This window comes from Mucilaginibacter mallensis, assembly GCF_900105165.1.
Classification (GTDB): domain Bacteria; phylum Bacteroidota; class Bacteroidia; order Sphingobacteriales; family Sphingobacteriaceae; genus Mucilaginibacter; species Mucilaginibacter mallensis.
Genome location: NZ_LT629740.1, coordinates 5,599,132 through 5,612,751 on the forward strand (window position 1 = coordinate 5,599,132; position 13,620 = coordinate 5,612,751).

Sequence of the window (13,620 nt, forward strand, 5' to 3'; positions counted from 1 at the left end):
AGTAAATATATAATACAAGAAATAAAGCAAGCCCACACAAAATTATAGGCTTACTTTTTGTGTATATACTTAATAAATAGTTGAACATCAAATAAGTAAAGGCCGCCTCAAATAGTATAAAGATATTATATAACCAATGATTGCTATATTTATGATTGCTAATAAAAATCCCCAAAAACTCCGTAACACAAGTTATAAAAAGGTACAAAATTTGACTTCTCCAAATAATGTTGAGGTCTTTTATTAGGCAAATCATTGCAATAACAAAACAAATAAGCTCAATGGATGTGCTTATGGTAAAGAATTTTAGCATAATACTAATTTAAACCACTATTAATTACAATTGCTTGGGCATAGTTCACCGTTATCCTCTCCTCCTGCGCCAGCAAGATTGAATAAATGGTGTTTAGAATAATATTTCTTAAAATAGTCGTTTGTTATGCTGCAATCAAAAAAATCTTTATGGTCGGCAAAGGGCCACATGCCATGTGGTTCAGTAGGTACCAGTATAAGTGCATCTTTATCACTTACATCCTGATGAGGACTAGTATCGCCCACAGTATGTCTTGAGAAATACATGCGTATCCCATCTAGTTGTTTATTATCAGCAAAAGCTTGCAAAAGGCCTAAGTCAAACCACTCACTGTTTGTTGTCATTGCCTTTTGGCCAAAATTACTTACCATCTTTTTTGCTTTACCACTTGTGATATAGTGGGGATCATCGGTCTTACAATCGATATCAGTTTCGCAATTTGTGCAAGTGTCGTATAATATCTCTCCACGCCCATAAAAAGTCTTCCTATATACACGACCTTTTATAGCATTTAGATTTTTAAAAAGAGGATCTTGCCCATCATGATTATAGTAATCGGTATGATGTGCTCCAGATGGCGCGTTAGTGTCAATTGCAGAAAAATATGTTGAGACAATTATAAGTGAGTTATTTAACCGGCCACTACTTTTAGATAAGCTGCTTGCAAAATATATTCGTATGCCATCAGTGCAATGTACAGTATCTTCAAATGCTTGTTGCTCTTTTAATAGCAATGCAACCATTAAATCAAGAGTCGCCTTATTGATCCATACACTTTGGCGGTTAGGGTGTGTGTCTTGGTTTTTTAAACTATTATATTGGGTAATCATTTTTCCAGCATCAGATTGTTGTATGCCATTTAATGAAATAAATTCATCAGAATTTTGAGCACTTGCTTTAATTATTAGCAATAAAAAGGGTATAAACATTATTACTTTTTTCATGATAATTGAGATTAAGGTTAATTTTTATCTAATTTACGAGCCAGCCCAATCACACGTACCCCGTGTTTTAACGGTATTTTAACAGTAAAAAGCCGTGCATTTTTGGAATGACTCTGGATTAAAAAATGGGAGGTCTTTGTTAATTGCTTAATTAAGGTTTAATTGCAATTATTCGGACATTCTTCACCATTATCCTGGGCATCAGTTATCTGTTTTTGCCCAGCAATTTTATTCTGAATATCATCAACATGTGTATCAAGCCCGGTACTTTGTATAGTTTTGGTAAATAAAAAACCATTTCTTCCTGCATCTGGTGAATCCAGGGGTTTGGCCGCGAAATAAATTCGTATCCCATCATGAACGTTGTCTTCGGCAAAGCTTCGGAACAAGTCGAGGTCGAACCATTCGCTTATGGTATTGATATAATGACTGCCAAATTGTTGAACCATTTGTTCGGCGACGCTCCTTGAAATATGATGAATATTATTAGTGCTACTAAGCATCTCAGGCTTACAGCTATTACAGGTTTTATATAAAACGGCTTCATCTTTTTCTCCGTAGTTTACAACCCCGTTAATGGCCTTTAGGTTACTGAATAACGCATCGTTGGATGAATGCTCATAATAATCGAGGTGCTTCATTCCCCAGGGAACAGCAGTATATTCGCCATTATATTTTGTTGCTACCAAAGCTATGGAGTTTTCCAAATGATCGTTATTTACGGTGCCATCGCTTATAAAGTATATACGTACCCCGTCTGCACCTTCTGATTTAAGTAATCGGTACATCTTATGAATGGTTGCACTATCAAACCAAACACTCGTTTTTACGGGATTGCTGTCGTTGCCTCTTAAATTTATAAAATTTTGCATCATTTTAACAGCGGTTGCTTTATCTATGCCATTTAAGGTAACAGCGATTGTTGAAGGCTTACTTTGAGCCTTTTGATCTTTGCTTTCATTTTTTTGGCAAGATGCTATTGCCAGTAAAGCAGCAAACATTACAAGTGAAGATTTTTTCATGAGGGATAAGGGTATGGTTGAAAATTAATTGTAAACTAAAATAGTATACTTTTCACTCATCCACACCCCGTGTTTTAACGGTATTTTATTGGTTAAAAAGCCGGTTAAATACCGTTTTCGCCCCATTATTTAGGAACTCTGCTATATTGAAATTTGGCTTAAGCAATCAATGGTTGATTGCCGCTGGTTAGCCGAAAACGGATTAGAGTAGGCAAAATTTTTGTGTCATGAACGATAAATTCAAACCAAACAGTTGCACATTTGAGCGAGGCATTGAGCGAATAAATCATGCTATCGTAGCAACTAATTTTAAAAGGTCTCTGAAAGAAAAAATTTCAACCTCAAAAGATCCGGATATACAGGAGCTTTTGACAAGCCTGTATGTAGATAACGTACCGGACAATTTTAAAAAATGGCAACTGCCATTTTATCTTGACAGGTCACAGTTTTATATATCCACTGGTATTTCAGGGGCATTTGTTCCAGAACATTCTCATAATGATGGCGATGGCCTTAGGTATATTGTTAGCGGCTCAATTGAATATAATGGGAAAGTGCTTTCTGCCGGTGATTGGATGTATATTCCTAAAGGTGTTAAATATTCATTTACTGTTGGAAAATTGGGGGCAACAATGTTTTACTGTTATCAGTGTTGTTGTGCATAGTAATTGTTATAACAATTACAGATTAAATCATATAGCCAATCTATTTTACTGGATTTTTTTATATTAATATTCCAGCAAATTAATCGTTTATCTCCTATCCATCCAACAAAAACACAAATAGCTCCTTGGGGCCATGGGCGCCAAGGACTAGTGTTTTTTCAATATCGGCGGTGCGGCTTGGGCCGGTAACGGTGGTGAGCATGGATGGTATTTGTGCGCCGTACTTTTGTTTCATCAGCTTAAAGGCATCTTTAAGATCGGGCACTAACTGGGAGGTGTATGCCAGCACAATATGTACCGGCGGATATATGCTGAGCCTACGGCCTGCCATATTAGCGTTAGAGAGCATTATACTGCCATTACGCGCAATTAAGGCCTCGCAAAGGGTAAAACCTACCTGGGCCTGGTCAAAGTCCCTATCGGTTTCATAAAAAGGGTATTCGTATTGGGTTAATATTTCCTGTAGGGCAGGTTCCCAGCAGTATATTTTGGTCCACTTGCGTTCTTCGGCCAGGGTGAGCAGGCTTTCAATAAACTGGAGCTCATCCTCACAAAAAACAAACTGGCCCGATACTGCAGTAAACTGCTCAGCAAAAGTTACTTCCAGCATCTCCTCATCAGGTGGATACATAGGCATCTCTTCAAGGTTAGGGTATGGGTTATCCCTCTTTTCCAGAAGCGCCTTGCGGATCTTTTTAAGTAATTTTTCCTTTGCTGTAGTTATATCCCTCATGTTGAAAGTCTGTTAGTCTGAAGCCGAAAGTCAAAAGTCCAAAATCACTTAATGACTTCGGACTTTTGACTCAAGACTTTCGACTTAAATTATTCGTTACTTGAACTTGCTTCTTTTTCTTCAGGGTTTCTTTCGAATGTTCCTGAACGATCACCCACGCCGTCATGTATAAGACTTTGAGCTGCAGGTTCCTGGTTTGATTCTGGTGTGCCGTTTACAAATTCATCATAGGTGGTACGATGATCAAACGGACGCTTGCCCAATATCTCTTCCAGGTCTGACTGAAACAATATTTCTTTTTCAATCAGCTTGTTAGCTAGTTTTTCCAGGCCTTCGCGCTTATCAGTAAGCAATTGTTTAGTACGTGCATAAACAGTGTTTATCTGGTTACGTACTTCAGTATCAATTAACTCCGATGTTTTTTCAGAATAAGGTTTGTTAAACTGGTATTCGCCCTGAGTATCGTTGAAAGATACGTTACCTACTTTTTCATTCATACCATAAATGGTAACCATGGCATAAGCAAGCTTGGTAATGCGTTCCAAATCGTTTTGAGCGCCTGTTGATATTTTACCGAAAACGATATCCTCGGCAACACGGCCACCAAGTGTCATACACATGCCGTCTTCCAGTTGCTCGGTAGTGTATAAAAATTGCTCTTTTGGCAGGTATTGTGCATACCCTAAGGCTGCCACACCACGCGGAACAATAGATACCTTAACCAAGGGGTCGGCATGCTCCAGGAACCAGCCTGCAATAGCGTGGCCAGCTTCGTGGTAAGCTACGATGCGTTTTTCTTCAGGTGATATGATCTTGTTCTTCTTTTCCAAACCACCTATTACACGGTCAATAGCATCCTGAAAATCCTGCATATCAACTGCCTCTTTGTTTTTACGGGCAGCTATCAAAGCGGCTTCGTTACAAACGTTGGCAATTTCAGCACCAGCAAACCCAGGTGTTTGTGCCGATAGTTTCTTAGCATCAACACCGGCAGCAAGTTTAACAGGTTTTAAGTGAACCTTGAATATTTGCTCACGGCCATTCAAATCCGGTTTATCAATTGATACCTGCCTGTCGAAACGGCCCGGGCGTAATAAAGCCGAGTCTAATACGTCAGGACGGTTAGTTGCAGCCAATATGATGATACCTGAATCGGTGCCGAAACCATCCATCTCAACCAATAACTGGTTCAGGGTGTTTTCGCGTTCATCATTACCGCCTACTATATTGTTTTTACCACGGGCACGGCCAATGGCATCAATCTCATCAATAAATATGATACATGGCGCTTTATCCTTTGCCTGGCGGAAGAGGTCACGTACACGTGATGCACCCACACCCACAAACATCTCCACAAAGTCAGAACCTGACAATGAGAAGAAAGGTACCTGCGCCTCGCCGGCAACGGCTTTGGCTAATAAGGTTTTACCTGTACCCGGTGAGCCTACTAAAAGCGCACCCTTAGGTATTTTACCACCCAGGTTGGTGTATTTTTTGGGATTTTTAAGGAAATCCACAATTTCCATTACTTCCTGCTTAGCTTCTTCAAGCCCGGCCACATCATTAAATGTTACCGATACCTGGGCTTCTTTATCAAACAAGGTAGCTTTTGATTTACCAATGTTGAAGATCTGACCACCCGGGCCACCGCCCGAACCGCCTGACATGCGGCGCATAATAAACAGCCACACAGCCACCAGCAATACGCCCATAATTATAAACTGTACCAGCGGGTTTGAGAACACGCTTTCGTTTTGTTTATATTCAGGCATTATCTGATCCGACTCAGGTAAGCCTTTTTCAGCATTAGCTAAAGAAGCCTTCAAGCTTTCCATCGATGCGTCAGTAATCTGGTACTGAGAGCTGGCTGATTGCCAGCTGCTTAAAGCATTCTGATCTTTGGCTACATCGCCATACAACTGGGTTTTCTTTTTTAAGCTGTCTTTTTTAATATAGATATCAGCAGTAACAAAGTCACCGTTTTTATAGGCCACTATCCTTTCAACATCACCCTTCTTTAGCATATTATCAGCAAAATACTGGAAGCTGATAGGCTTGCTGCCGCTATCGTTTAATACAAGGGTTACTATCAGGAATACGAATATAAGAATGGCATAAACCCACATGAAGCTAAATCTGGGTGGTTTAGGGGCCTTTTTATTTGATATTTTCCGGATCGGTTTTGGTTTTTCCAATTTATTATCTTTCATTTCTTTACAAGCACAAACTTACAATTAACAATTTAACATTTACAAGGGGCATGAAATGTCGTTATCAGGCGCTTCTGTAGTTCTTGATCTCTGCATCTCCCCACAGATCCTCTACGCCATAAAATTCACGTTTATCCGTCCTGAAAATGTGTATTACCACATCAATATAATCCAGCACTATCCATTCGCTGTATTCAAGCCCTTCTTTGCGCCAGGGCTCAGTTTGGGTGGCTTTGAATATTTCGTCCTCAACACTGTTTGCAATTGCTCGTACTTGGGTGGTTGAATCGGCATGGCAGATCACAAAGAAGTCAGATACTGAACTGAATATATTACGGAGGTCTAACCTGACAATGTCATTCCCCTTTTTTTCCTGCATGCCATGTATGGCTAATTCAGAGATATAGGTAGATTCCTTTAACGCTTTACTTTTTACCATCAAAAAGAGTTAGTTTTGAACGAATTTAAGTTACAAATTATTATTATTTTGCAAAATAACATATTTTCAGGATTATTTGTTGGACAAAATTTGATAACTCTAAAAGAAGTTGACTCAACAAATACATTCCTAAAGAATACATTGTCAAATTCCAAGCCATTGCCTGAAGGAACGGTCATTATGGCAGAAAGCCAGTATGCTGGCCGTGGCCAGCAAATGAACAAATGGAACAGTGACCCCGGAAAAAACCTGACTTTTAGCCTGCTCCTTAACCCTACTTTTTTGGCAGTTGCCAATCAGTTTGATCTTACAAGGGTAATAAGCCTGGGTGTACATGACGCGCTTGAACCCCTGCTGGGCGATAAGCTAAAAATAAAATGGCCCAATGATGTTTATTATGCCGATGGCAAGCTGGGTGGCATACTGATAGAGAATTTGCTGCAGGGTGGCCAGATCAGGCAGTCGGTTATTGGCATAGGATTGAACGTTAACCAGGATGTTTTCCCCGACTGGGTGCCTAACCCGGTGTCGGTTAAGCAAATCTTACAACAGGATTACGATTTGCGAGCTTTATTATCTGAAATTTGCAGCCATATTGAAGCGTACTATTTGCAGTTAAAGGCAGGCAAAATTGATTTTGTAAGGAAAGCCTATCTTAACCGACTATACTGGTTAAACGAGCAACACGCTTTCCGATCAAACGGTAGTGTTTTTGAAGGGGAGATAAAAGCCGTTAAAGATAACGGCATATTAGTAATAAAGAGTAATATTGGAGCTGAATTGGAGTTTAGCTTTAAAGAAATTGAATTTTTAAATAGATAAAATTGTTCATTGGTTCATTAGCTCATTTGTTCATTGGTGCATTGGCGGCAAAGGAACTACCCAAAAGGATGTTAATGAGCTAATATCGTCGTAGGTAAGCCAGTCCATCGGGTCATATTTGCCAACATAAAAGACCAATGAACAAGTGAACGAATGAACAAACAGAATGAACAAGTAAACTGATGAACAAACAGATGAAAAAGTTATTGTTTTTAATGGCAGTATTTATGGTAAGTACTGGTGCTTATGCTCAAATTGAATCGCATGTAAAATGGGCCTATGCTGCCAAGAGGATCAGCCCTACAGAGGCGGTTGTATTTTTAAGAGCCACTATTGATGATGATTGGCATATTTACTCAGCATACCAAAAAGATGGCGGTCCGATAAAAACGTCATTCACTTTTACCCCATCAAAAGATTACACCTTAGCTGGCAAACTTGCTGAACCAACTCCTGTAACCAAATTTGAAAAGACTTTCGGTATTGATGTTACCTACTTTGAAAAAACAGTTACTTTTCAGCAAAAAATAAAGCTTAAAACACCTAATGCAACGGTTGTTAAAGGCCAGCTGGAATACATGACCTGTAACGATAAAAAATGCCTTCCACCGGATGATGTTGATTTTTCTGTCACGATAAGCAAGTAATACCTAACAGAAAATGAAATTGACAGCCCCACGTTTTTTGACCCGTTATTTATTGATCCTTTGCCTGGCATTTGCCGCGTTATCGGCATTGCCGGTTAACGCCCGTGCCGGCCAAAAAGCAGATACCGCATCCTCAGCCGATGTGCAGTTTACATCGATACCTACCAAGGCCGATAGTTTAGCTGCCTTCAGGAAGAAACAGGATTCGATTAAGAAAGCTAAACCTATTGTAAACACTGTTGCCAAAGAAGCACCTAAAAGCCTTTGGGAGATATTTTTAATAGGCCTTTTAGGTGGTTTTACAGCGGTGATTTTACCTTGTATATATCCGCTGTTGCCATTAACGGTAAGCTTTTTCACCAAAAAGGCAGGTTCGCGCGCTAAGGGGGTGTCGCAATCATTAATATACGGCCTTTCGATCATCGTTATTTATGTAGCGCTGGGGATGGTGATCACCATCCTGTTTGGATCGGATGCGTTGAATGAACTAGCTACCAATGGCATATTTAATATATTCTTCTTTTTATTGCTGGTGGTATTTGGTATCTCATTTTTGGGGGCATTTGAAATTACCCTGCCAAGTTCGCTTGCTAATAAGCTGGATGCAAATTCAGACAAAGGTGGTATAAGTGGCATTTTCTTTATGGCAGCCACATTGGTTGTGGTGTCGTTCTCCTGTACAGGCCCTATCATTGGTACTTTACTGGTTGATGCTGCTTCAAAAGGCGACAGGCTTGGCCCGGCAGTAGGTATGCTTGGTTTTTCATTAGCGTTGGCATTGCCATTTACGGCTTTTGCTTTGTTCCCGTCGGCTTTAAAATCACTGCCAAAATCGGGTGGATGGTTAAACAGCGTGAAAGTGATATTAGGATTTTTAGAACTGGCTTTTGCACTAAAATTCCTTTCAAATGTTGATTTAGCCTATCATTGGAACTGGTTCGATCGCGAGATTTTCCTTTCGCTTTGGATAGCCATTGGTTTGATGATGGGCCTATACCTGTTAGGCAAGATCAAATTTTCGCATGACAGCGATGTGCTATACTTGACAATACCGCGCACTTTTTTGTCCATCATCGTATTCGCGTTTGTTGTTTACATGATCCCGGGCTTATGGGGAGCGCCGCTAAAATCTATCAGCGCTTTTTTACCGCCGATAGCTACGCAGGATTTCGACTTGTCGCAAGCCCCCGGTGGTTCGGCACCGGCTACAGGCCCTCAGTCATCCATAAAAGTTAAAAAATACGCCGGTAACTATGATCGCATAAAAACCCGCGGACTTGACGCATGGTATGATTATGATCAGGCTTTACAGGTATCCAAAGAATTGCACAAACCTATCATGATCGACTTTACCGGCTTTAACTGTGTTAACTGCCGTAAAATGGAAGCCAATGTATGGTCGGACCCAAGGGTGTTCAATCACCTGAAAAACGACTTTGTATTGCTGCAGCTTGTGGTTGATGATAAGGCGGAGCTGCCTGCCAGCGAGCAGTTAGTATCAGACTACAGCGGTAAGAAAATTGTAAGCCTTGGCAACAAATGGAGCGACCTGGAAGCCAAAAGGTTTAACTCCAACTCGCAGCCTTACTATGTATTGCTTGACAGCGACGGCAATTTAATGACTGACAAAAGTGGTCAAATAATAAACCCATCGCCCGCTGATTATGACGTTGACAGCTATCTGAAGTTTTTGGAGAGCGGTATAGCGGCATATAAGAAGTAACAATAACTTATATTTTATTTTTTTCTCATCCTCTTTACCGCTTGCGGGAGAGAGGATGAGACACGCGCGTAGTCGGGGTGAGTCAACTCGCTGCAATCCATAACCACAATACTATGTCATCCCGAACTTGTTTCGGCAACCCACGCGCTAAGCAGCCACCATGCGGTCTAAATGTCCTGTGGTATCCTGAAACAAGTTCAGGATGACGGAGTGAAAAGCAAATGCATTAGGGATGGCAGCGGATACCGGCCTCGCGCCTAAGGCTAGTGTAGTATGAGCGAACAGCCCGGGCCGAAGGCAATGCCCAAATGTTAGTTATTAGAGAATGGCTGATCAGTGATTAGTTGTCTAAATAACGCCTAACACACCCCTAACCCCTCTCAAGAGGGGAACTATGGTGCAGATACCCTTCCCGTAATAATCATTATATTTGCAATGCTTAAACATAAGAATTATGAATTTTGAGCATCTTCTTAAACAAGTGGCCTTCATCCACGAGATCGACAAGGTTAAATACATCTTGCGAAAAACCAAACTCTTTAACAGCGAGCGAAACGAAAATGATGCCGAGCATAGCTGGCACCTGGCGGTAATGGCTATTATTTTGGCAGAATATGCCAATGAGCCGGTAGATGTTTTGAAAGTTGTTAAAATGCTGCTCATACATGATGTAGTTGAAATTGATGCCGGTGATATATTTCTGTACGATACAAACATCAGCCATACCAATACAGCAGCAGAGCAAAAAGCTGCAGAACGTATTTTTGGTTTGCTGCCTACTGAGCAGGCAGAGGAATTGATCGCCATATGGGAGGAATTTGAATCAGGTGAAACAATGGAAGCAAAATTTGCCCGGGCTATGGATAGATTAGAACCGTTGTTGCAAAATATATCAAACAAAGGTGGTACCTGGAAAGAATTTGATGTGCGGTATGAAAAAGTATTGGAGAAGAAAGGTGTAATTGCCAAAGGCTCAGAACATCTTTGGGCGTTCGCGAAAGAACTGATTGACGAAAGTGTTAAGAATGGTATATTAGCAGTGGCTGATTAATATTGGGTATCTCACGCTCAAGAGGAGATTATGGTGTAGATTACTTTTCGCGCTCCGCCGACTCACCCGGTCCTCGCTCCGCCGCTCGACCGCCCTCTCTTCCGCAAGCGGTAAAGAGGGCAAGCTATCATTAAAGCAAATATTTTTCTTTAACTGTATACCTGTCAGTTAATCGGGAACGTTTTTAACAATAAACGCAAAAAGCCTTACTCGGATAAAAAATTAATGTATTTTTGCGGAAATTAAAGGGTGCGCTAATTATCCCTGACTGACTTTACTCAAACGTTTAAGTACAATTTATACAACGCAAGAAGCGCCTTTCAAAAAAAATGACGCAAATTAAAAATATCGGACTTTATACTTCAGGCGGCGATGCGCCGGGCATGAATGCTGCCATTAGGGCAGTTGTACGTACAGCATTATATTATGATATAGCCGTTACGGGCATTATCCGTGGCTATGAAGGCATGATAAGGGGTGATTTTGTGCCTATGCACCGCAAATCAGTATCGAACATTGTACAACGTGGCGGCACTATTTTAAAAACCGCCCGCAGCGAACAGTTTAAAACTGCTGAAGGCCGCAAAATAGCTTACGAAAATTTAAAGAAAAACAATATCGACGCACTTATAGCCATTGGTGGCGACGGTACATTCACCGGTGCAAAGATATTTGGGCAGGAATTTGACATACCTGTACTGGGTTTACCCGGTACTATTGATAATGACCTTGCCGGTACTGATTTTACCATAGGTTATGATACGGCTATAAATACCGTAGTTGATGCTGTTGATAAGATCCGCGATACGGCAGAATCACATGACCGTTTATTTATTGTAGAGGTTATGGGCCGCGACTCGGGCCTTATTGCTTTAAGGACCGGTATTGCAGCTGGTGCTGAGGCTATTTTGATACCTGAGAACAAGACAGGCATGGCCGGTTTGTTCGACAGGCTGGAGAATGGCCGTAAGGACAAAACATCAAGAATTATTATAGCAGCTGAAGGCGACGATGCCGGTGGCGCTTTTGAAATAGGCCGCATTATAACCGAGAAATTCCCGCATTATGATACCCGCGTATCTATATTGGGGCACATACAACGTGGCGGCAAGCCAACTTGTATGGACCGTGTGCTGGCAAGCCGTGTGGGTGTGGCGGCGGTTGAAGCATTGAGAGATGGCCGCAGTGGTGAAATGGTAGGCGTTATACATAACGAGATCTCCTATACCCCGTTTGATCATGCTATTAAACACAGCCACGAAATAAACGCTAAGTTTTTGAAGATAGTAGAGATACTGTCACTATAGAATATCGGAATTCGGAATTTTGATTTCGGGTTTATAAAATTATTAAGATCCGCTGGCTGGCGGAAATGAGGCCTCGTTACATGCTGAGATGGTATGTAACGAGGTTTTTTGTTTAAAATGAATTAGTCATCCTGAGCGATAGAGGAGGATCTATGCGCGATGTACGTCGCTTGTAAAATAGATGCTTCGTACCTCAGCATGACAGTAAGAGAGCAGGTATTACCCTACCAACTCCATCATCTTTAAAATACTATCCATATACTCACGGTTATTGGCAAGGCGGGGTACTTTGTTTTGGCCGCCTAGTTTGCCACGTTCCCTGAGCCAGTTAAAGAAGGTGCCTTGTGGGGCTTTGCGTACTATAGGGCGGCGCAGGGCCATATCCTTAAAGCGCTTGGCATCATAATCGGAGTTGATGCGGCGCAGAGTTTCATCAAGGAGGTCAACAAAACGCTCAAACTCGGCGGGTTTTTGTTCAAACTCAATTACCCATTCATGGGCGCCGCATTCATTGCCATTAAAATATACGGGGGCGGCAGTATAATCACGGATGATGGCACCTGTTTGGCTGCAGGCTTCTGCTAAGGCGCGTTCGGCGTTATCAATGATGAGCTCCTCGCCAAAGGCATTGATGAAATGTTTTGTGCGACCGGTTATCTGTATGCGGTATGGCGCAAGCGAGGTAAAACGCACGGTATCCCCTATCATATACCGCCATAAACCGGCATTGGTGCTGATGATGAGCGCGTAATTTTTGTTTAGCACTACCTCATCCAATGTTAATGTTTTGGGGTTATCGTCATTCAGGTGTTCCAGTGGTAAAAACTCGTAGAAGATACCATAATCCAGCATGAGCAGCATATCGCCGGAATCAAAGCTATCCTGTATGCCAAAAAAGCCTTCGGAGGCATTATAGGTTTCCAGGTAGTACATGTCATCATTAGGGATCAGCTTCCTGAACTGCTCGCGGTAAGGCGTAAAGTTTACCGCGCCGTGAAAATAAAGCTCGAGGTTGGGCCAAACTTCCAGCAGGTTGTTTTTGCCGGTGATCTCGAGGATGCGCTTAAAAAGCAGCAGGTTCCAGGTAGGTACACCACTCAGGCTGGTAACATTAACATCAATAGTGGCATGCGCCATTTTTTCTATCTTTTCCTCAAAGTCCTCTATTAGCGCGATATCCAGGTGTGGCGTACGGTAAAACTCGGCCCAGAGAGGGAGGTTTTTCATGATCACGGCCGAAAGATCGCCAAAAGAGGCATCGGGGTGCAACTGGTTAATCTGGTTGCTGCCACCCAGTGTTAAACTTTTACCGGTAAAAATGCGGGCGTTGGGTCGGTTATTAAAGTAGAGGGTAAGCATATCTTTACCACCCTTTAAATGGCATTCCTCTAATGATTCCTCGCTAACGGGGATGAATTTGCTCCTGTCGCTGGTAGTACCCGATGATTTGGCGAACCACCTGATACCCGAATGCCAAAGTACATTCTGCTCGCCTTTGAGCATCCGCTCAATGTAGGGTTTTAGCGTATCATAATTTTGGATGGGTACACGCTGTTTAAACTGACTAAGGTTGCTGATGCTTTTATACTGATACAGCTTGCCCCACTCGGTTTGTTCTGCACCTGATATCAATTGTTCAAACCATTCCTCCTGTACCTCGTTGGGGTATTTCATAAAAAGCTCTATCTGGTGGATACGCTTTTTCATGAACCAGGTAAAAACAGAGTTAAAAATTGCCATAAGG

At 41.6% G+C, this 13,620-nt stretch carries 12 protein-coding genes; 6 read left to right on the top strand and 6 right to left on the bottom strand.

The window, feature by feature from the left end; genetic code table 11:
• Positions 1–333: 333 nt before the first annotated feature.
• Both BLU33_RS23060 and BLU33_RS23065 read right to left on the bottom strand, forming a co-directional pair.
• Positions 334–1,257 carry a hypothetical protein gene (locus BLU33_RS23060; protein WP_091379023.1) on the bottom strand — a complete coding sequence of 308 codons (924 nt, stop codon included), beginning with the start codon at positions 1,255–1,257 and terminating at the stop codon, positions 334–336.
• Between the two features lie 158 nt (positions 1,258–1,415).
• The gene (locus tag BLU33_RS23065; RefSeq protein ID WP_091379026.1) at positions 1,416–2,279 is read right to left on the bottom strand and encodes a hypothetical protein; all 864 of its coding nucleotides are present in this window, start codon (positions 2,277–2,279) and stop codon (positions 1,416–1,418) included.
• Between the two features lie 227 nt (positions 2,280–2,506).
• Here BLU33_RS23065 and BLU33_RS23070 point away from each other — a divergent pair, with 227 nt between their 5' ends.
• Positions 2,507–2,944 (top strand): cupin domain-containing protein, encoded by a 438-nt coding sequence (locus tag BLU33_RS23070; RefSeq protein WP_091379029.1) that lies wholly within the window; start codon positions 2,507–2,509, stop codon positions 2,942–2,944.
• 94 nt (positions 2,945–3,038) lie between these two features.
• Here BLU33_RS23070 and BLU33_RS23075 read toward each other — a convergent pair whose 3' ends face one another.
• From BLU33_RS23075 to rsfS, 3 genes are all read right to left on the bottom strand, one after another.
• Positions 3,039–3,677 (bottom strand): LutC/YkgG family protein, encoded by a 639-nt coding sequence (locus tag BLU33_RS23075; protein ID WP_091379031.1) that lies wholly within the window; start codon positions 3,675–3,677, stop codon positions 3,039–3,041.
• An 89-nt stretch (positions 3,678–3,766) separates the two neighbouring features.
• Positions 3,767–5,887, bottom strand: a complete 2,121-nt coding sequence (gene ftsH, locus BLU33_RS23080) for an ATP-dependent zinc metalloprotease FtsH (protein WP_091379034.1) — start codon at positions 5,885–5,887, stop codon at positions 3,767–3,769.
• A 64-nt stretch (positions 5,888–5,951) separates the two neighbouring features.
• A complete protein-coding gene (rsfS, locus tag BLU33_RS23085; RefSeq protein WP_091379036.1) occupies positions 5,952–6,326 on the bottom strand; it encodes a ribosome silencing factor in 375 nt (124 codons plus the stop codon).
• A gap of 141 nt (positions 6,327–6,467) precedes the next feature.
• Here rsfS and BLU33_RS23090 point away from each other — a divergent pair, with 141 nt between their 5' ends.
• From BLU33_RS23090 to pfkA, 5 genes are all read left to right on the top strand, one after another.
• Entirely contained in the window at positions 6,468–7,148 is a 681-nt protein-coding gene (locus tag BLU33_RS23090; RefSeq protein ID WP_232009346.1) for a biotin--[acetyl-CoA-carboxylase] ligase, read from the top strand.
• A 194-nt stretch (positions 7,149–7,342) separates the two neighbouring features.
• Complete coding sequence (locus tag BLU33_RS23095; protein WP_091380933.1) at positions 7,343–7,795, top strand: protein-disulfide reductase DsbD N-terminal domain-containing protein; 453 nt, start codon at positions 7,343–7,345, stop codon at positions 7,793–7,795.
• Between the two features lie 13 nt (positions 7,796–7,808).
• Positions 7,809–9,518, top strand: coding sequence for a protein-disulfide reductase DsbD family protein (locus tag BLU33_RS23100; protein WP_091379041.1), 1,710 nt, complete (start codon positions 7,809–7,811; stop codon positions 9,516–9,518).
• A 454-nt stretch (positions 9,519–9,972) separates the two neighbouring features.
• Positions 9,973–10,569 (top strand): HD domain-containing protein, encoded by a 597-nt coding sequence (locus BLU33_RS23105; RefSeq protein ID WP_091379044.1) that lies wholly within the window; start codon positions 9,973–9,975, stop codon positions 10,567–10,569.
• Between the two features lie 329 nt (positions 10,570–10,898).
• On the top strand, positions 10,899–11,876 hold the full coding sequence (pfkA, locus tag BLU33_RS23110; RefSeq protein ID WP_091379045.1) for a 6-phosphofructokinase: 978 nt from the start codon (positions 10,899–10,901) through the stop codon (positions 11,874–11,876).
• Between the two features lie 219 nt (positions 11,877–12,095).
• On the opposite strand, the gene BLU33_RS23115 is transcribed toward pfkA, so the two are convergent.
• Complete coding sequence (locus BLU33_RS23115; RefSeq protein ID WP_091379048.1) at positions 12,096–13,616, bottom strand: GH3 auxin-responsive promoter family protein; 1,521 nt, start codon at positions 13,614–13,616, stop codon at positions 12,096–12,098.
• Positions 13,617–13,620: the final 4 nt, after the last annotated feature.